The sequence below is a fragment of the Verrucomicrobium sp. BvORR106 genome (assembly GCF_000739655.1).
Classification (GTDB): domain Bacteria; phylum Verrucomicrobiota; class Verrucomicrobiia; order Verrucomicrobiales; family Verrucomicrobiaceae; genus Verrucomicrobium.
In genome coordinates this window covers 1-17,334 of sequence record NZ_BATR01000087.1, presented here as the reverse complement: position 1 = coordinate 17,334, position 17,334 = coordinate 1, and the positions used below count along the sequence as shown (strand labels likewise).

The 17,334-nt window shown below is 62.2% G+C and carries 14 protein-coding genes and 1 pseudogene; 13 read left to right on the top strand and 2 right to left on the bottom strand.

The window, feature by feature from the left end; genetic code table 11:
- The first annotated feature begins 1 nt into the window (after position 1).
- The 13 genes and pseudogenes from BV106_RS13340 (at position 2) to BV106_RS13280 (ending at position 14,789) form a co-directional block, all read left to right on the top strand.
- Positions 2-898 carry a sulfate ABC transporter permease subunit CysT gene (locus BV106_RS13340; RefSeq protein WP_038165383.1) on the top strand — a complete coding sequence of 299 codons (897 nt, stop codon included), beginning with the start codon at positions 2-4 and terminating at the stop codon, positions 896-898.
- 62 nt (positions 899-960) lie between these two features.
- Positions 961-1,875: a sulfate ABC transporter permease subunit CysW gene (gene cysW / locus BV106_RS13335; protein WP_265595649.1), complete on the top strand. Its 915-nt coding sequence runs from the start codon at positions 961-963 to the stop codon at positions 1,873-1,875.
- 30 nt (positions 1,876-1,905) lie between these two features.
- Positions 1,906-2,622: pseudogene (cysA, locus tag BV106_RS13330) on the top strand (sulfate ABC transporter ATP-binding protein); the annotation flags it as partial.
- A gap of 125 nt (positions 2,623-2,747) precedes the next feature.
- Entirely contained in the window at positions 2,748-3,785 is a 1,038-nt protein-coding gene (locus BV106_RS13325) for a sulfate ABC transporter substrate-binding protein (protein ID WP_051945749.1), read from the top strand.
- A 663-nt stretch (positions 3,786-4,448) separates the two neighbouring features.
- Positions 4,449-5,384 (top strand): family 2A encapsulin nanocompartment shell protein, encoded by a 936-nt coding sequence (locus BV106_RS13320; protein WP_038165382.1) that lies wholly within the window; start codon positions 4,449-4,451, stop codon positions 5,382-5,384.
- Complete coding sequence (locus BV106_RS39175) at positions 5,365-7,245, top strand: cysteine desulfurase (RefSeq protein ID WP_038165379.1); 1,881 nt, start codon at positions 5,365-5,367, stop codon at positions 7,243-7,245. The genes BV106_RS13320 and BV106_RS39175 overlap by 20 nt, the downstream gene beginning before the upstream one ends.
- Before the next feature lie 25 nt (positions 7,246-7,270).
- Positions 7,271-7,795: a rhodanese-like domain-containing protein gene (locus BV106_RS13310; protein WP_038165377.1), complete on the top strand. Its 525-nt coding sequence runs from the start codon at positions 7,271-7,273 to the stop codon at positions 7,793-7,795.
- A 7-nt stretch (positions 7,796-7,802) separates the two neighbouring features.
- Positions 7,803-8,774, top strand: coding sequence for a serine O-acetyltransferase EpsC (gene epsC, locus BV106_RS13305; protein ID WP_265595648.1), 972 nt, complete (start codon positions 7,803-7,805; stop codon positions 8,772-8,774).
- Between the two features lie 50 nt (positions 8,775-8,824).
- Positions 8,825-9,811, top strand: coding sequence for a cysteine synthase A (locus BV106_RS13300; protein WP_051945747.1), 987 nt, complete (start codon positions 8,825-8,827; stop codon positions 9,809-9,811).
- An 894-nt stretch (positions 9,812-10,705) separates the two neighbouring features.
- On the top strand, positions 10,706-11,305 hold the full coding sequence (locus tag BV106_RS13295; RefSeq protein ID WP_038165376.1) for a carbonic anhydrase: 600 nt from the start codon (positions 10,706-10,708) through the stop codon (positions 11,303-11,305).
- 48 nt (positions 11,306-11,353) lie between these two features.
- Positions 11,354-12,637, top strand: a complete 1,284-nt coding sequence (locus BV106_RS13290; RefSeq protein ID WP_038165375.1) for an O-acetylhomoserine aminocarboxypropyltransferase/cysteine synthase family protein — start codon at positions 11,354-11,356, stop codon at positions 12,635-12,637.
- A 179-nt stretch (positions 12,638-12,816) separates the two neighbouring features.
- Positions 12,817-13,287, top strand: coding sequence for an HAD hydrolase family protein (locus BV106_RS13285; RefSeq protein ID WP_038165374.1), 471 nt, complete (start codon positions 12,817-12,819; stop codon positions 13,285-13,287).
- 341 nt (positions 13,288-13,628) lie between these two features.
- Positions 13,629-14,789, top strand: a complete 1,161-nt coding sequence (locus BV106_RS13280; protein WP_038165373.1) for an aminotransferase class I/II-fold pyridoxal phosphate-dependent enzyme — start codon at positions 13,629-13,631, stop codon at positions 14,787-14,789.
- A gap of 599 nt (positions 14,790-15,388) precedes the next feature.
- On the opposite strand, the gene BV106_RS13275 is transcribed toward BV106_RS13280, so the two are convergent.
- Both BV106_RS13275 and BV106_RS13270 read right to left on the bottom strand, forming a co-directional pair.
- On the bottom strand, positions 15,389-17,005 hold the full coding sequence (locus BV106_RS13275) for a PQQ-dependent sugar dehydrogenase (RefSeq protein WP_038165371.1): 1,617 nt from the start codon (positions 17,003-17,005) through the stop codon (positions 15,389-15,391).
- Between the two features lie 58 nt (positions 17,006-17,063).
- A partial coding sequence (locus BV106_RS13270; RefSeq protein ID WP_038165369.1) for a hypothetical protein occupies positions 17,064-17,334 on the bottom strand: 271 nt, incomplete at its 5' end.

The following is a 17,334-nucleotide window of genomic DNA, read 5'->3' as shown; positions in this document are numbered from 1 at the left end:
CATGCCCCGCACTCGACACGTCCTTCCCGGTTTCAGACTCTCACTGGGATACACCATCACCTATCTCAGCATCATCGTCCTGGCGCCGTTTGCGGCCCTGGCCTGGAAGTCCTCCAAGGGAGGTGTGGAGATCTTCACCTCCACGCTCACGGACAAGCGGGTGCTGGCCTCTCTGGAGCTGAGCTTCACCACCTCCTTCTACGCGGCCCTGGTGTGCGGCTTCTTTGGCGTGCTCACGGCTTGGGCCCTGGAGCGCTACTCCTTCCCCGGCCGTCGCATCCTGGACGCGATGGTGGACCTGCCCTTTGCCCTGCCCACCGCCGTGGCGGGCATCGCCCTGTGCACTCTATACGCGCCGAATGGCTGGCTGGGCAAGATCCTGAGCCCCGGCGGGCTGAAGAACCTCTATGTGAGCTGGGTGGAGACGCCCAACCAGTGGCTGGTGAATCTCCTCGAACCCATTGGGTTCAAGGCGGCCTACAGTTCCACGGGCATCACCATCGCCCTCATCTTCATCGGCTTCCCCTTCGTGGTGCGCACGGTGCAGCCAATCATCCAGGGCCTCTCCCTGGAGGTGGAGGAGGCGGCGGCCTGCCTGGGGGCGAACCGCTGGCAGACCTTCTGGCGCGTGATCTTCCCCACCATCCTGCCCGGCACGCTGGCCGGCATGACCCTGGCCTTCGGCCGCGCCGTGGGTGAGTACGGCTCCGTGGTCTTCATCTCCGGGAACATGCCGTTCAAGACGGAAATCGCCCCGCTCCTCATCGTCTCCCGCCTGGAGCAGTACAACTACAACGGAGCGGCCGCCCTCGGCTTCATCCTGCTAGTTATTTCCTTCCTGATCCTCCTGTTCTCCAACCTGCTCCAGGCCTGGAACAACAAGCGCACCGCGCGCTGAGGTTGATCTGACTCCGCTTCCGTTTTCGCACTTTTCCCTTCCGACTCCGACTCCCTTTTTTCATGGCTGGCATTGCCCAACTCAATCTTCCCAGTGGTGAGGACGCGACGCGCGCCCGCATCATTGCCCGCAATCAACTCGCCCGCCGCGCGACCAGCGACCCCTTCTGGATGAAGGCGATCGTGCTCACGCTCTCCCTGGGTTTCCTCTTCGTCTTCTTCGTCCTGCCGCTGGCCCTAGTCTTCCAGGAAGCCTTCCGCAAGGGCTGGGAGGCGTATCTCAAGGTCTTTGATGATCGCGCCACGACGCACTCCATCTGGCTGACGCTGCAGGTGGCGCTGATCGCGGTGCCGCTGAACACGGTCTTCGGCCTGGCCGCGGCCTGGTGCGTGGCGCACTTCCGCTTCCGCGGGAAGCAACTGCTGAGCGTGCTCATCGAGCTGCCCCTCTGGGTGTCTCCGGTGGTGGCGGGTCTCATTTATGTGCTGCTCTTTGGCCGCCAGGGTCTGCTGGGCCCGTGGCTGTTTGAGAAGGACATCAAGATCATCTTCGCCCTGCCGGGCATCGTGCTGAGCACGGTCTTCGTCACCTTCCCCTTCGTGGCCCGCGTGGTGACGCCACAGCTTCAGGCTCTGGGCCGTGCAGAAGAAGAGGCCGCTCTCACCCTAGGGGCGAATGGCTGGAGCACCTTCTGGCGCGTGACCGTGCCAAAGATCAAGTGGAGCCTCATCTACGGCATCATCCTGTGCAATGCGCGCGCCATGGGCGAGTTCGGCGCAGTGTCGGTGGTTTCCGGTCACATCCGGAATCAGACGAACACGATGCCCCTCCACATCGAAGTACTGTATAACGAGTATCAGTTCGTCCCCGCCTTTGCAGTTGCCTCCCTTCTGGCCCTCCTGGCCCTGCTGACGCTGGTCATCAAGTCCGCCACCACCTGGTTCGCAGACCGTGCGCTGCGCAATGCCGCCCTGTAGTCCAGCCCACTTTTTTCCCTTCCATTTTTCATGAGCATCAAGATCGACCACATCAGCAAGGACTTCGGCAAGACCAACGTGCTGAAGAACATCAGTCTGCAGGTGGAGACCGGGGAACTGGTCGCCCTCCTCGGCCCCAGCGGCTCAGGCAAGACCACCCTGCTGCGCATCATCGCTGGCCTGGAATTCCCGAACGAGGGCGAAGGTGCCATCACCTTCCACGGCAGCGAGGTCACCTTCCAGTCCGCCTATGCCCGGAAAGCGGGCTTTGTGTTCCAGCACTACGCGCTCTTCAATCACATGACGGTGGCGGACAACATCGCCTTTGGCCTGAAGGTCATGCCGCGCCGCTCCCGCCCGTCTTCCGCACGGCAGAAGCAGATCGTGCAGGAGCTGCTGGAGAAGATCCAGCTGCCGGAGTACGGCCGCCGGTTCCCCACCCAGCTCTCCGGCGGTCAGCGCCAGCGTGTGGCCCTGGCCCGCGCCCTGGCGGTGAATCCGCAGGTGCTCCTGCTGGACGAACCCTTTGGCGCGCTGGACGCGAAGGTGCGCAAGGAACTGCGCCGCTGGCTGCGTGAGTTTCATGACTCGATCAAGCTCACGACCCTCTTCGTGACCCACGACCAGGACGAAGCCTTTGAACTGGCCGACCGTGTGGTCATCCTGGGCGACGGCGAGATCCAGCAGATCGGCAAGCCGGATGAGCTCCGGGACAAGCCGGTGAACGAGTTCGTGGCCGATTTCATTGAAGTTGAATAGTTTCCCCTAACCACTTCGCCCCGGCCGCTCCGGGGATCCCCTTTCGTCATTGCCATCCCAGCGTTCAGGACCGCCCCGTGCGGTACCTGCCGCCCTCACCATGCCATAACACCATGAGCAACACCTCCCCCGCCTCCCGCTCCCTCTTCCGTCGTGACTTCGTCCGGCGCACCCTGCTGGCCTCCACCTTGCTGCTGAGCGCCAGTCTGGCCCATGCCGAGGAACCCAAACTGCTGAACAGCTCCTACGATGTGACGCGGGAGTTCTACAAGCAGGTGAACGATCTCTTCGTCCCCTTCTGGAAGGCCAAGGGCGGTGCCACCGTGCAGGTGGACCAGTCGCACGGCGGTTCCAGCAAACAAGCCCGCGCCGTGCTGGACGGGCTGGAGGCCGATGTGGTGACCTTCAACCAGAGCACGGATGTGGACCTGCTCGTGCCCGCCGGCCTGGTGGCCGCTGACTGGCGCACGAAGTTCCCCCACAATGCCTCGCCTTACACCTCGACGATCCTGTTCCTGGTGCGCAAGGGCAACCCCAAGGGCATCAAGGACTGGCCGGATCTGGTGAAGTCCGGCGCGCAGGTGATCATCCCGAACCCGAAGACCTCCGGCAACGGCCGCTACAGCTATGTGGGTGCCTGGGCCTGGTCGATCAAGAACGAGGGCGGCGATGAAGCCAAGGCCAAGGACTTCGTGAAGAAGCTCTTCGCCAACGTGCCCGTGCTCGACACCGGCGGTCGTGGTGCGACGAATTCATTTGCACAGAACGGCATCGGCGATGTGCTGCTGACCTTTGAGAACGAGGTGCACCTGACCATCCGCGAACTGGGCGCTGACAAGTTCGACGTCGTCGTGCCGCCTCAGAGCATTCTGGCCGATGCGCCGATTGCCATCGTGGAACCCGTGGCCAAGAAACACGGCACCACCGACCTGGCGAAGGCGTACCTCGACTACCTCTTCACCGATGAAGTGCAGGAAGTGGCGGCCAAGAACTACTTCCGCCCTGCGAACCCCGAGATCCTGAAGAAACACGCCGCGAGCTTCCCCGAGATCAAACTGGTGACGATCGATGAAATTCTGGGCGGCTGGAAGAAGGCACTGGAAGTGCACTTCAAGGACGGCGGAGTGTTTGACCAGATCTACGCCAGGTAAAAATTATGAATGAGGAATGATGAATTAGGAATGGAGCTTCTCATGACCGCTGCGTTCCATTCCGCATTCCGCATTCCCTGAACCCGGAGGGTTCGCCATGAATAGCCATGGGTCGGCCGAGGTGATGAGGCCTACCCATGGAGACAATGGCAAAGATCCTGCTACTGCGGAGCGGTAGAAGCACCGGCCCAGGTGTCCATGGGTTGCGGGAGGGAAGTGCAAACTTCAAAATTCAAACGCCAAACTTCAACCCTGAGCCCCGCCTGCGAGGCTTTGTTTGCAGTTCAAACTTTAGTTTGCTCAGGACGCCTTACTCCTGATCGACTGAGCAAACTAAAGTTTGTACTGCGAACAGCTTCAAACTGATCCAGGCACCTCATCATTCAGTTCCTCATCCTGCATTCATTAGCGTCGAGTCAGCGTCCGTCAGCGGTTCCCTTCTCTCCATCACTCCAACACTCCGCCACTCCATTTCCCCTGCATTCATCAGTGTCCATCAGTGGTTCCCATTCCCCTCCCTCTTCCCTTCTCCCTTACCCCTCTTCCCTCTCTTTCCCCACTGCCCCACTGTAGATTACAACTCTACATATTGATTTCTTTGGAAAAACTTGGCTCTCTCCGCTTCCCGTCAATCTTGCGCACCCTTGATATAACTATTGTCCCATGAGCGACACCAATCAACTCACCCTGAGCGCCCGGGCGGCGCGCAACCTCGCCACCGCCACCGTCACCCCGCCGCAATGGCAGGAGATCACGCCGCGTTGGCTCCTTAAACTCCTTCCCTATGTGGATGTGGACGGCGGTGTCTATCGCGTGAACCGCGTGCTCCAGCGCCAGGACGGCCCCACCGTGGACCTCCTGACGGTGGAAACCGGCGAGCCGAAGCTGCCCTCGACGTTTGTGGATTATGAAGATGATCCGCATGAGTACCACCTGAACACCATCCAGACGGTGCTGCACACGCACACCCGGGTGACGGATCTCTACAGCAACAAGATCGACCAGCTTCGCGAGCAGGTGCGTCTGACGGTGGAAGCGGTGAAGGAGCGTGAGGAGTGGGAACTGCTTAACCACGCCAATGTGGGCCTGCTCAATGTGGTGGCGCCGCAGCAGCGCATCGTGACCCGCAAGGGCACCGTGACGCCGGATGACCTGGACGAACTGATCAGCCTCGTCTGGAAGAAGCCCGCCTTCTTCCTCGCGCACCCCAAGGCCGTGGCCGCCTTTGGCCGTGAAGCCACCCGCCGTGGTGTGCCGCCACCGACTGTGACGCTCTTTGGCTCGCCCTTCATCACCTGGCGCGGCCTGCCGCTCATCCCGAGCAGCAAGATCCCGATCAGCGAAGAAGGCAAGACCAGTGTGCTGCTCCTGCGCGTGGGTGAGAACCACCGCGGCGTCGTGGGCCTGCAGAAGGCGGGCGTGACGGGCGAGATCGAGCCCGGCCTTTCCGTGCGCTACATGGGCACGAACGAGAACTCCATCGCCTCCCACCTGGTGACCCGCTACTTCTCCGCCGCTGTGCTGGGTGAAGACGCAATCGCCCGCCTGGATGATGTGGCCGTGAACCGCTATCACGAGTATGACGCAGCCAAGGCCTGACCTCGATCTTCCTCTGCCTGACGGCCTCTTTGGCGCCGTGGGCAGGGACGGGGTGGACACGGACCTCATCTCGCGCCTCGTCAGTGAGGCTTTTCGCGATGGAGGCCCCGTGAAGGCTGCTCCGCAAGCAAATGCACCCGCCTCCCTGCCGCAGACTGTGGCGGGGTCCGGGGCGCATTTGCCCTGGCTGCCGTCGGATCCCTTCGGGGCCGCGGCGGCACCGGTTCAGGAGTCAAAACCTACTTCTGAACCCAAGTCGGCCAACGGGCTGAACGGCGGATTCCCCTCTGCCTCCTCCTCCAGCGCGCCGCCGCCCGTGCACCCCACGGTGGTGGCGGCGGAGCCAAACTCGCACCAGGCCTCCAACGAGCTGGACTCGGGCGGGCATGAGGCGGGTGAGGATGACTCGTATGAGTTTGGCGAACCCCGCAATCAGGGCACGTCTTTCTCACCCCGCATCACGGGGAACAGCGACGGCTCGCCCAATCGCGTGCTGACCCGCTCGGGTGGCGATCACGCCACACCGCGGGATGAAGCGCCGACGGAGAGCGGTCTTCCAGGCCTTTATTTCCTAGAAGGACTGCGTGGCTCTGACTCCCCGTTGGTGGCCTCCGGCCTGCCGAAGGTGACCGCCCCGCCGCTCTCGAAGGAGTTCGACGTGACGAGCGTGCGCCGGGATTTCCCCGCGCTGCACCAGCGGGTGAACGGGCATCCGCTCATCTGGCTGGACAACGCGGCCACGACGCACAAGCCGCAGAGCGTGATCGATGCCACCTCGTCCTTCTACGGGCGGGACAACTCCAACATCCACCGGGCGGCTCATGCCCTGGCAGAACGTTCCACGAAGCTCTTCGAAGCCAGCCGTGAGAAGGTGCGCCAGTTCCTGGGCGCGGCGGACAAGAAGGAGATCGTCTTTGTCCGGGGCACGACGGAGGGCATCAACCTCGTGGCGCAGAGCTACGGGCGGCAGAACATCGGGGCCGGGGATGAGATCCTCGTGTCTGAGATGGAGCACCACGCGAACATCGTGCCCTGGCAGCTCCTGGCCCGCCAGGTGGGGGCGAACCTGCGCGTCATTCCCATGAATGACCGCGGTGAGCTGCTGCTGGAAGAGGTGCCGCGGCTCATCAACAGCAAGACCAAGATCGTCTCCATCACCCAGGTATCGAACGCGCTGGGCACGATCAACCCGGTCGAGGAAATTATCGCCATCGCCCACAGCCGGGGAGTCCCGGTGCTGGTGGACGGGGCGCAGTCCACCCCGCACCTGCCGGTGAACGTGCAGGCGCTGGACGCGGACTTCCTTGTCTTCTCAGGGCACAAGGTCTTCGGCCCCACGGGCATCGGCGCGCTCTATGGCAAGTCGCATCTGCTGGAGGCCATGCCGCCTTGGCAGGGAGGCGGGCACATGATCCAGGACGTCACGTTTGAGAAGACGGTGTACAACCACGCCCCGGAGAAGTTCGAGGCAGGTACACCGGACATCGCAGGTGTGGTGGGTCTTGGTGCAGCGGTGGACTACCTCATGCGCACCGGCATCCCCGGCATCGCCGCTTATGAACACTCGCTTCTGGAGTACGCCACGGAGGCCCTGGCCACCGTGCCCGGCGTGCGCCCCATCGGCACGGCGTTCAACAAGGCCAGCGTCTTTGGCTTCGTCATCCCGGGCGTTCCCATCAAGCGGATCGCCGATCACCTGGACCAGCGCGGCATCGCAGTCCGGGCAGGTCATCATTGCGCCCTGCCTGCCTTGCGCCATTTTGGCGTGGAAGGCACGGTGCGGCCGTCGGTGGCCTTCTACAACACGTTTGCCGAAATCGACTACCTCATCGAAGCCCTGCACGATCTGCCCCGAAACTGAGCCGCAGTTTCGTATCCCTTCCATCATGAAAAGCATTTCTCCCGCTGAACTGAACCAACGCCTCACGGCTGATCCCGCGCTGGCGGTGATCGATGTGCGGACGCCCCCAGAGTACAACACGGTGCATGTGGCCCAGGCCCGCAACCTCCCGCTGGATGGTCTTGATCCCAAGGCCCTGGTGGAAGGCGGCACGCTGCCCAAGGACCAGCCGGTGTATGTGCTCTGCCAGTCAGGCGGACGTGCCACGCGTGCGGCGGAGAAGTTCGCCAGCCAGGGCTATGAAAATGCCATCGTGGTGGAAGGGGGTACCCAGGGCTGGGTCAATGCCGGCCTGCCGGTGACCCGTGGTCAGTCCGGCGTGATCAGTCTGGAGCGGCAGGTCCGCATCGGGGCGGGCTCGCTCGTGCTCACGGGCGTGGTGCTGGGCTGGTTTGTGCATCCAGGATTTTTCGGTCTGTCGGCCTTTGTCGGCGCAGGCCTGGTGTTTGCCGGCATCACGGACTGGTGCGGCATGGGTCTGCTGCTGGCGAAGGCCCCGTGGAACAAGTGACGCGTGCATGAGTGCCCCGGCCCCGAACACCCACCCGACTGTGCAGCCGCCCCGCCCTGATGTGCCCGCGCTCCCGTACAGTGAGCACGTGCCCAATCTGCTGGCGTCCTATGAGAAATTCGGCGGACTGAACAACAGCGACTCTCACAACATGCCCTCCAAGCGGGCGGTGGGTGAGATCTGCGAGGGGCTGCTGCAGCTCCTCTTTCCCGGCTTTCATGATGAAGACGTGGTGCACCACGGCACGCTGGCTGAGGTAACGGCCAGCCGTATGGCGGATGTGATGCTGCGGCTGGAGGACCAGGTGCGCAAGAGCGTGCGCGTGGGCAATCCCAAGAAACCCACAGGCAAGACGCCGCCGATCCTGCAGAAGTTCTGCAAGGCCCTGCACATCGTGCGCGAGATCCTGCAGACGGACATCGAGGAGGCGTACAACAACGACCCCTCCGCGCGCAGTCACGAGGAAATTATCCTCTCCTACCCCTTCATTGAGGCCATCTCCATCCAGCGTCTGGCGCATCGTCTCTACCGCCTGGGCGCGCCCATGATCCCGCGCATGATGACGGAGTGGGCCCACAGTCGCACAGGCATCGACATCCACCCGGGGGCGAGCATCGGCGGGCATTTCTTCATCGACCACGGCACGGGCATCGTCATTGGCGAGACCTGCCGCATCGGCAACAACGTGCGCATCTACCACGGCGTCACGCTGGGTGCGCGCACGTTTATCAAGGACGAGGAAGGCCATGTGGTGAAGGGCCTCAAGCGCCACCCGGATGTGGAGGACAACGTCACCATCTACCCCAACTCCACCATCCTGGGCGGGGAAACGGTCATCGGCGCAAACTCCACCATTGGCGCGAACGTGTTCCTCATGAACAGTGTGCCGGCGGATTCGCTCGTGATCTACGAGGAGAAGCAGCTTAAGATCCTCGACAAGAGCGTGCGGAAGAACCCCGCTCCGGCCTGGTCCATCTAGGTCGTCTATTTTCTCATCCCTTTCCCCTACCCTCCTCTACTCTCACTCGAATGAGCAAACCAACCTACTACGGCGTGGATCATCATGTGGGCCAGACTCCGCTGCTGAGACTGAAGAAACTCTCAGAGCTGACAGGGTGTGAGATCCTGGGGAAGGCAGAGTTCATGAACCCCGGCGGGTCCGTGAAGGATCGCGCCGCCTGGGGCATCATCACGGATGCCGAGGCCTCCGGTGCGCTGAAGCCCGGCGCGACCATTGTGGAAGGCACCGCGGGGAACACCGGCATCGGCCTCACCGTCATCGGGCAGTCACGCGGGTACAAGTCTGTCATTGTGATTCCTGATACCCAGGCCCCGGAGAAGATCACCCTGCTGCGCACCCTGGGGGCCGAGGTCCGCCCCGTACCAGCCAAGCCGTACAAAGATCCCGGAAACTACAATCACATCGCCCGCCGCCTGGCCGAGGAGAACGGCTGGTTCTGGGCCAACCAGTTCGACAACACCGCGAACCGCGATGCCCACTACCGCACGACCGGCCCGGAGATCTGGGAACAGACGGGAGGTACCGTGACCGCGTTTGTGGCGTCGGTCGGGACGGGCGGCACGCTCGCGGGTACGTCCAACTATTTGAAGGAACGCAACCCCGCGGTGCAAACCGTGTGCGCCGATCCCTACGGCGCCGCCATGTGGTCCTGGTTCACGAACGGCAACACGGATACCGATGACGGCGACTCCATCGCCGAAGGCATCGGCCAGGGCCGCGTGACCAAGAACCTCGAAGGCCTGAAGGTGGACAACGCGTTTCGTATTCCCGATCAGGAGGCACTGGACATCGTGTACCAGTTGCTGAGTGAAGAAGGTATCTTCGTGGGACTTTCCAGCGGGATCAATGTGGCCGGTGCTGTAAGACAAGCGCTGGCGGGCGGGCCCGGGCAGACGATTGTGACGGTGTTGTGCGACTCTGGGCACAAGTACCAGTCGAAGTTGTTTAATGCGGAGTGGTTGAGGGGCGAAGGGTTTTTAGTTCCTGGTGCTTAGTGCTTAGTGCTTAGTGCTTAGTACTTGGTTCTTGGTTCTTGGTTGGGCGCTGGGTGGGAAATAACGTGGTTCGTTGAAAGCACGTTATTCCGGAACAGCTTCGACTGAGCCGACTGAAGTCGGTACTCCAACCACGGCGCGGATGTGCTGTGGGAAGATGGGCGTCCGACGCGCTGCTTGAGTTTTGACTTCAACAGGGCGAAACTTTTCTGAGTTTCTTGAGAAGGTTCGCACCGGGGTTGGAGTACCGACTTCAGTCGGCTCAGTGGAAGCTGAGGGCCAAAGGCCCGGTGTCATACCAGCCTGGGGTAACGCCCCAGCTCATCGCGTGCAAAGAGTGTTTGAGGGCTGAAAGCCCGGCGTCATTCAGAGGTGCAGGAGGATATCATGGGCACATTGTCTATTGACCCGCCTAAAGGCGGAACTCCAACCCTGGTGCGTACCTCGATAGAAAGCAGAAGACTCTTCACCCCTGTTGAAGTGCAATCGTGAGCAGCGAGATGGACATCAAAAGTCCCATCGATATTCGCGCCGTGGTTGGAGTTCCGCCTTTAGGCGGTCACTCAGCATCATGCCCACGACGGCCCCCCGTCACCCTCGATGCTCCACCGCTTACCTCTCACCATTCACCACTTACCGCCCCCACCCACCGCCGCTCTCATTCTGCAATTTCCCCGCTTTTCCGCTTGCTGCCCAGCCTCAATCCATTAATCTACACTAATTCGATGTGAATTGAAGCTGACCGTACAAACGGAGGTGGCTCTTCATGCATCCACGCATTCAGCCCGGATGGCTGGCGGTCTTGTCTTTTGCACACCACCGCACCACCCCATGAGGGAAACCACCCGGGCCCACTCAAACCCGACCACCACCCTACGCCCCCTTTCAATCATCATGAGCCTTGCATTCAGAGAGGTCATCCAGGCCAACGACCACTACGCCAGCGACTTTGGAGACCGCAGCCGTCTGCATCTGCCCCCTTCCCGAAAGTTCGCGGTATTAACATGCATGGACGCCCGGATCGACCCGGCCAAGCTGGCGGGGCTGTCTGAGGGCGATGCGCATGTCATCCGCAATGCCGGGGGCCGTGCCAGCGATGATGCGCTGCGCTCGCTCGTGATCAGCTACAAGCTGCTGGGCACGAAGGAATTCTTTGTCATCCATCACACGAACTGCGGCATGGCGCTGTTTACGGACGAGGTCATCCGTGACCTGCTGGCCTCCAGCCTGGACCAGGCGGAGCTGGATGCGGACGGCTGGAAGGACCTGGGGCTCACCCCCGGCAGCAAGGCGGCGCAGTTCACGAACTTCCTCACCTTCAAAGACGAGACCCAGAGTGTGGTGGATGACGTGCTGCGCATCCGCCAGCATCCGCTCATCCCTCCGTACATTCCGGTTTACGGCTTTGTGTATGATGTGAAGACGGGCCGCCTCATTGAGGTGGAGGAGGCTACCCGGGCAGGCGCGCGGCTTGACATTCCGCCGGATCTCTAGCGGAATGGCGGGCTGTGCATAAAAATTAATGCTCCTTCTTCACTATCTATGAAACTTGAAACCCTCTGCCTTCACGGCGGCCATGAGCCGGATCCCACCACGCTGGCCCGCGCGGTGCCGATCTACCGGACGAGCTCATACGTCTTCAAATCCTCCGAGCACGCGGCGAATCTCTTCGCGCTGAAGGAGCTGGGCAATATCTACACCCGGCTCATGAATCCCACCACGGATGTGCTGGAGAAGCGCGTGGCCCTGCTGGAGGGCTCACACCCGCTCAGCGGTCTGGGCGTGGCCTCGGGCACCAGTGCGGTGTTCTACGCCATCATCAACCTCGCCCAGGCGGGCGACAACATCATCAGCGCGCGGAACCTGTACGGCGGGACTTACACGCAGTTCAGCAACATCCTGCCCGCGCTGGGCATCCAGGTGAAGTTTGTGGACTCCAACAAGGTGGAGGAGATCGCCGCGGCGGTTGACTCCAAAACCCGTGCGGTCTTTGTGGAATCCGTCTCCAACCCCGCGCTGGAGATCACCGATCTGGAGAAGGTGGCAGAAGTGGCCCATCAACATGGGTTGCCGTTAATTGTGGACGCCACCTTCTCCACCCCTTACCTCACGCAGCCGCTCGCTCACGGGGCAGACATCGTGGTGCACTCGCTGACGAAGTGGTTCGGCGGGCACGGCACGGGCATCGGCGGCATCATCGTGGACAGCGGCCGCTTCAAGTGGAACACCGGCAAACACCCGCTCTATGATGAGCCGGACACCAGCTACCACGGCCTGCGCTGGGGTCATGATCTGCCGGAGCCACTGGCGCCGCTGGCCTTCATCCTGCGCGCCCGCACGGTGCCGCTGCGGAACCTGGGCGCGGCCATCTCCCCGGACAACTCGTGGTTCTTCCTTCAGGGCATCGAGACGCTGCCGCTGCGCATGGAGCGCCACTGCCAGAACTCGCTCTCCGTGGCGGAGCACTTGAAGTCCCACCCGAAGGTGGAGTGGGTACGCTTCCCCGGGCTGCATGATGATCCGCACTTCGAGCTCAACCAGAAGTACCTGCGCGGCAAGGGCGGCTCCATCGTCGTCTTTGGCATCCGCGGCGGACGCGCGGCGGGCCAAAAGTTCGTGGAAAGTCTGAAGCTCTTCTCCCACCTGGCGAATGTGGGCGATGCCAAAAGCCTGGCCATTCACCCGGCCTCCACCACGCACTCCCAGCTCAATGAGGAGCAGCAGCGCGCGGGCGGCATCACGCCGGATCTGGTGCGGCTCTCCGTGGGCATCGAGCACATCGACGACATCCTGGCCGACATCGACCAGGCACTGGACGCGGCGTGAGCCCTCTCTGCTACAGATCCTCTGATTAGACCCCTTCTCGCAACCAATACGAGATAGCCAAACAAACAAACCAAACCAAGCGGCCAGTGTCACGTCCCGGTCTGACCGGCGTGCACTGGCCGCCCTGGTCTGGGGCATTTCACATCGAACTCCAGCGCATTAGCAAACACCCCTCAGTCATGATCGACATCGACATTCCCGGATTCAAACACCTCAAGATTCACCACCTCGTGCTGGACTACAACGGCACCCTCGCCATCGACGGCCTGCTGCTGGACGGCGTGGCCCGGCGCTTGCGCACGTTCTCACAGAAGATCCAGGTGCACATCATCACCGCCGACACCTTCGGCCTCGTGAAAGCGCAGATCGAGGACCTGCCTGTGAAGGTCACGATTTTGCCGTCTGAAGGACTGGTGGAGGCCAAGCGGGACTACGTCTTCAAACTCGGCCTGGAGTCCGTGGTGGCAATCGGCAACGGCCGCAATGACGTCGGCATGCTCAAAGACGCCGCCCTGGGTATTGCGGTGATCCAGCGAGAAGGCGCGGCCGTGGAGACGCTGCTGTCAGCCGATCTGGTGGTGAATCACATCCTGGATGCGCTGGATTTCCTGAACCAGCCGAACCGGTTGATTGCGTCGCTCAGAGCGTAGGGGAAACCACTGATTGACACTTATGAAACGCTAATGAATGCAGGGGGAATGGAGGATTGGAGGATTGGAGGGATGGGGAGAGGGAAGGTTGGAACCGCTGACGGACGCTAACGGTTGAGGAGGCTTGGGCTGTTGGAAGCTGTTCGTAGTACAAACTTTAGTTTGCCTCAGGGCGTCTGTCGTAGTGCAGGCAAACTAAAGTTTGTACCACGAACAGAGCCTCGCAGGCGGAGGTCTGAGGGAGCGCGATGGGGCTCAGGCTTGAAGTTTGAATTTTGAACTTTGAAGTTTCCCAATTTCATCCAAGGATTCCCGCTCTCGCCTACCCCCTCCCTCCCCCCATGCCCTCCACCGCCACCCGCCTTTCTGTTTTCACCGAGTCCGTCATTCGCGGGACCACCCGGCTGGCGAATCAACATGGGGCGATCAATCTTTCCCAGGGGTTCCCGGACTTCGACCCGCCGGAGGAGCTGCTGACGGCGCTGGAGAAGGCGACGCGGGGGCCGTACCACCAGTACGCGGTGACCTGGGGCGCGCCGCGGTTCCGCGAGGCGCTGGCGCGGAAGATTCAGCGGTTCTCCGGGCTCCCCATTGATCCCGACCGACATCTGGTGACCACCTGCGGCAGCACGGAGGCCATGATGGTGGCGATGATGACGGCGTGCAATCCGGGCGACAAGGTGGTGGTGTTCTCCCCGTTCTATGAGAACTACGCGGCCGATGCCATCCTCTCCGGCGCGGAGCCTATCTATGTGCCGCTGCATCCACCGGACTTCGGCTTTGTGCTGGAGGATCTGGTGAAGGCCTTTGAGCAGAAGCCCAAAGCGATCATTGTGTGCAATCCCTCGAACCCCACGGGCAAGGTCTTCACGCGCGAGGAACTGCTCACCATCCTGCGTCTGGCCGAGGAGCATGATGCCTTTGTCATCACGGATGAACCGTATGAGCACATCGTGTACGCCCCGCATGAGCATGTGCACTTTGCCGCGCTGCCGGGCGCCTTTGAGCGGACCATCACCTGCAATTCGCTTTCCAAGACGTATTCCATCACCGGCTGGCGTCTGGGCTATGTGCAGGCCGCGCCGGAGGTGATCGCCCAGGCGCGGAAGGTGCATGATTTCCTCACCGTCGGTGCCGCGGCTCCGCTGCAGGAAGCCGCCGTGGCCGGACTGGAGCTGCCGGATTCGTATTACCACGAACTCACGGCGCTCTATGCCCGGAAGAAGGAGGTGTTCCTGCAACATCTCCGCGCCACCGGCCTGCCCTTCACCGAGCCCCAGGGGGCGTATTACGTGATGCTGGACATCTCCCCCCTCGGCTTCAAGAACGACACCGAGGCCTCCGAGCGGTTCATCAAGGAGGCAGGCGTCGCCGGCGTGGCGGGGTCAAGCTTCTTCCGCGAGCCCGTGCATCATTTGATACGGTTTCATTTTGCGAAAAAGGAAGAGACGCTGCACGCGGCGGGGGAACGGCTGCGTAGTTTCTGCAAGGCGGGGGCGTAGGTCGGTAAGTGGTGAATGGTGAGGGGTAAGTGGTGGAGCTTCTACTGAGCCGACTGAAGTCGGTACTCCAACCACGGCGCGGATGATGTGGGTGGTTTGGGCGTGTGAGCGCCATGCTCGCGGTTTCCTAAAACTTGAGCAGCGGGATGGGATGTTTTAACTCTGTTGGAGGTCCGTGCCGGGGTTGTAGTACCGACTTTAGTCGGCGTATTGGAAACTGAGGGCCAAAGGCCCGGGGTCGTTCAGGGGCGCAAGAGGGTGTCATGGGCACGATGTCGAGTGACCCGCCTAAAGGCGGAACTCCAACCACGGTGCGAATGTTGAGGGTGATTTGAAAGCGTGAGCGTCCTGCTCACGGTTTCCTGAAACTTGAGCAGCGAGATAGATTGCCAAACCTTCGTTGGATGTTCGTAGCAGGGTTGGAGTTCCGCCTTTAGGCGGTCAGGGCAGCTCAAGACCAACTGAGGCAGTCCCGCATGCGGGACTGGACTCCGTACAGCTTCCAATACGCCGACTAAAAGCCGGTACTCCAACCCTGCTGCAGATGTCTCCATGCTGCTTGATTGCATTTTCACCACTTACCTCTAACCACTTACCACTCACCGAGCCACCGGCTCCAGCACCAACACCCGCCCCGGGGTCCCGATCCCTGCCGCCAGATTCGTGCCGCGGCAGTACTCCGCGATCAACAACCGGTGCCCGGGGAGTTTCAACACATCAATGGGCCTGCCCAACGGGGCGAGGAGGCGTTTCAAACTGGTGGTACCAGCTTCAAAATCCGGGCGCATCTGGAGGACGTCGTATCCGGAGTCGGCCTTGATGAGATTTCCAAACCTGGCGGCGAGGAAACTACCTCCCAGGGGAGCGGGCCAATCCTTGCCGAGCCAGACGATGCCGCTGGGGCAGGAGTGGGGGTCAAAAGTGGAGATGCTCTTCCCCTTCTCCGCGCTGCCGCCGGCGTCGGGGCCAATATTGCGGAGGGGTTTCTTCACGACGATCCCGGCGGGGAGGTCGGGGGTGTGGGGATAGGCCTTCTCGGTCCAGTCGGCGAACTGATACGGGAAGCCGTAGTGCTTGCCGGGTTCGATGACATTAAGCTCTTCCGGGGCCTCGGCGTCGGGGCCGTTCTCGGTGGCGATCATGCGGCCCTCGTCATCCCAGCAGAAGCCGAAGCTGTTGCGCAGGCCGCGGGCGATCACCTCCACCTGCGGCTTGTCTTGGGCGGGGTCCACGCGCCACATGCAGGCGGTCAGTTCGTTCTCGCCGCCCGTGTCGTAGTTGGGCTGCTTCCCGGGCTCGCCGCCATCGGTGCGAGCGCCGCTGTTGATGTACATCATGCCGTCCGGCCCCTGGGCGATGTGGGACACGCCGTGGTTGTAGGGTCCGATGCCAAAGGGATACGTGACGCGCAGCCAGGACTCAGGCTTGGTCCAACCGCCGCCCTTCTCTGCAGCCCACGCCCCCGTGCGGAAGACGGTGACCTCATTGGCCACGGGGGTCTTCTTCTTGTTGCACTGGTTGCTGGTGACGTAGAGGCGCCCCTCCTTGTCCACCGTCAGGCCGAGCGCGAGGACGTCGCCCAGGGCGAGGTCAAAATACGTGTCCCGAGGAAACAACAGCTTCTGCTCCTGCGTGCCCACCTTCCACTGCCAGATGTCGCCATTCTGGGCGAGGATGAGGACGTGCTCGCCGTCCGGGTGCGTGGCGAGGCGCACGGGGGAGAAGCTGAACTCCGCGGCGACCTTGAGCGTCCAGCCCTGCGGTGCGGTGGGGAGCTGGCTGCTCACCATGGAGGCCACGAGGGCCTCATACGTGGGGTACTTGCTCTGGCTGCGCAGGGTCTTGATCTCCTCCACCTTGGGGGCAGCGCCCTTGTTCCCCCAGGAGCCATAGACATGGGCGAAGACGGAGGCGATCTGCTCGTCCCTCAGAATCACGGGAGGCATGCCCCCCTGGTACTCGCGACCGTTCACGGTGATCTTGCCAAAGAGGCCCTCCAGCGGGGCCTTGAGCGCGCGCTCGCGTTGATGCTCCAGGAAGTCGGAGCCTGCGAGCGGCGGGAAGACGCCAGGAATGCCCTGCCCCTCCGCACCGTGGCAGATGGCGCAGTGCTGCCGGTAGAGCTCGCCTCCATCAGGAGCGGTGCCGGAGGCCAGCAGCGGTCCGGTCAGGAATGCGGTAAGTGCGAGGCAGGACAGCGGGCGGGGGAAGTTCATTCGGCGGGGGCAGGATAGAGCACAGCCACCCCGGCCGACAAGCAGGACTTACCTATCCCTATGTCGAGGTTGACTCAATGGGTGCCAGTGACACCCAACCGCCCTTCGCCGGCTCAGAAAGGCGGAACTCCCGGGCGCCGAGGCTGGCGTAGTCGGCCGGGTGACAGGTGAGCACGATAACCTGGAGCCCGCGCGTGGCGGCGAGATCCAGCATGCGGGGCAGGAGGCGGACGCGGTCCGGGTCCGAGTAGGCAAAGGCGTCGTCGAAGACCAGCGGCAGGCACTTGTCGGGCTGCCCGGCGGCGAGGACCTCTGCCATGGCCAGACGG

Bases quoted from the DNA above. Each gene is read 5' to 3' on its own strand.
- BV106_RS13340 (WP_038165383.1), top strand. From the start codon at position 2: ATGCCCCGCACTCGACACGTCCTTCCCGGTTTCAGACTCTCACTGGGA.
- cysW (WP_265595649.1), top strand. From the start codon at position 961: ATGGCTGGCATTGCCCAACTCAATCTTCCCAGTGGTGAGGACGCGACG.
- BV106_RS13325 (WP_051945749.1), top strand. From the start codon at position 2,748: ATGAGCAACACCTCCCCCGCCTCCCGCTCCCTCTTCCGTCGTGACTTC.
- BV106_RS13320 (WP_038165382.1), top strand. From the start codon at position 4,449: ATGAGCGACACCAATCAACTCACCCTGAGCGCCCGGGCGGCGCGCAAC.
- BV106_RS39175 (WP_038165379.1), top strand. From the start codon at position 5,365: ATGACGCAGCCAAGGCCTGACCTCGATCTTCCTCTGCCTGACGGCCTC.
- BV106_RS13310 (WP_038165377.1), top strand. From the start codon at position 7,271: ATGAAAAGCATTTCTCCCGCTGAACTGAACCAACGCCTCACGGCTGAT.
- epsC (WP_265595648.1), top strand. From the start codon at position 7,803: ATGAGTGCCCCGGCCCCGAACACCCACCCGACTGTGCAGCCGCCCCGC.
- BV106_RS13300 (WP_051945747.1), top strand. From the start codon at position 8,825: ATGAGCAAACCAACCTACTACGGCGTGGATCATCATGTGGGCCAGACT.
- BV106_RS13295 (WP_038165376.1), top strand. From the start codon at position 10,706: ATGAGCCTTGCATTCAGAGAGGTCATCCAGGCCAACGACCACTACGCC.
- BV106_RS13290 (WP_038165375.1), top strand. From the start codon at position 11,354: ATGAAACTTGAAACCCTCTGCCTTCACGGCGGCCATGAGCCGGATCCC.
- BV106_RS13285 (WP_038165374.1), top strand. From the start codon at position 12,817: ATGATCGACATCGACATTCCCGGATTCAAACACCTCAAGATTCACCAC.
- BV106_RS13280 (WP_038165373.1), top strand. From the start codon at position 13,629: ATGCCCTCCACCGCCACCCGCCTTTCTGTTTTCACCGAGTCCGTCATT.
- BV106_RS13275 (WP_038165371.1), bottom strand. From the start codon at position 17,005: ATGAACTTCCCCCGCCCGCTGTCCTGCCTCGCACTTACCGCATTCCTG.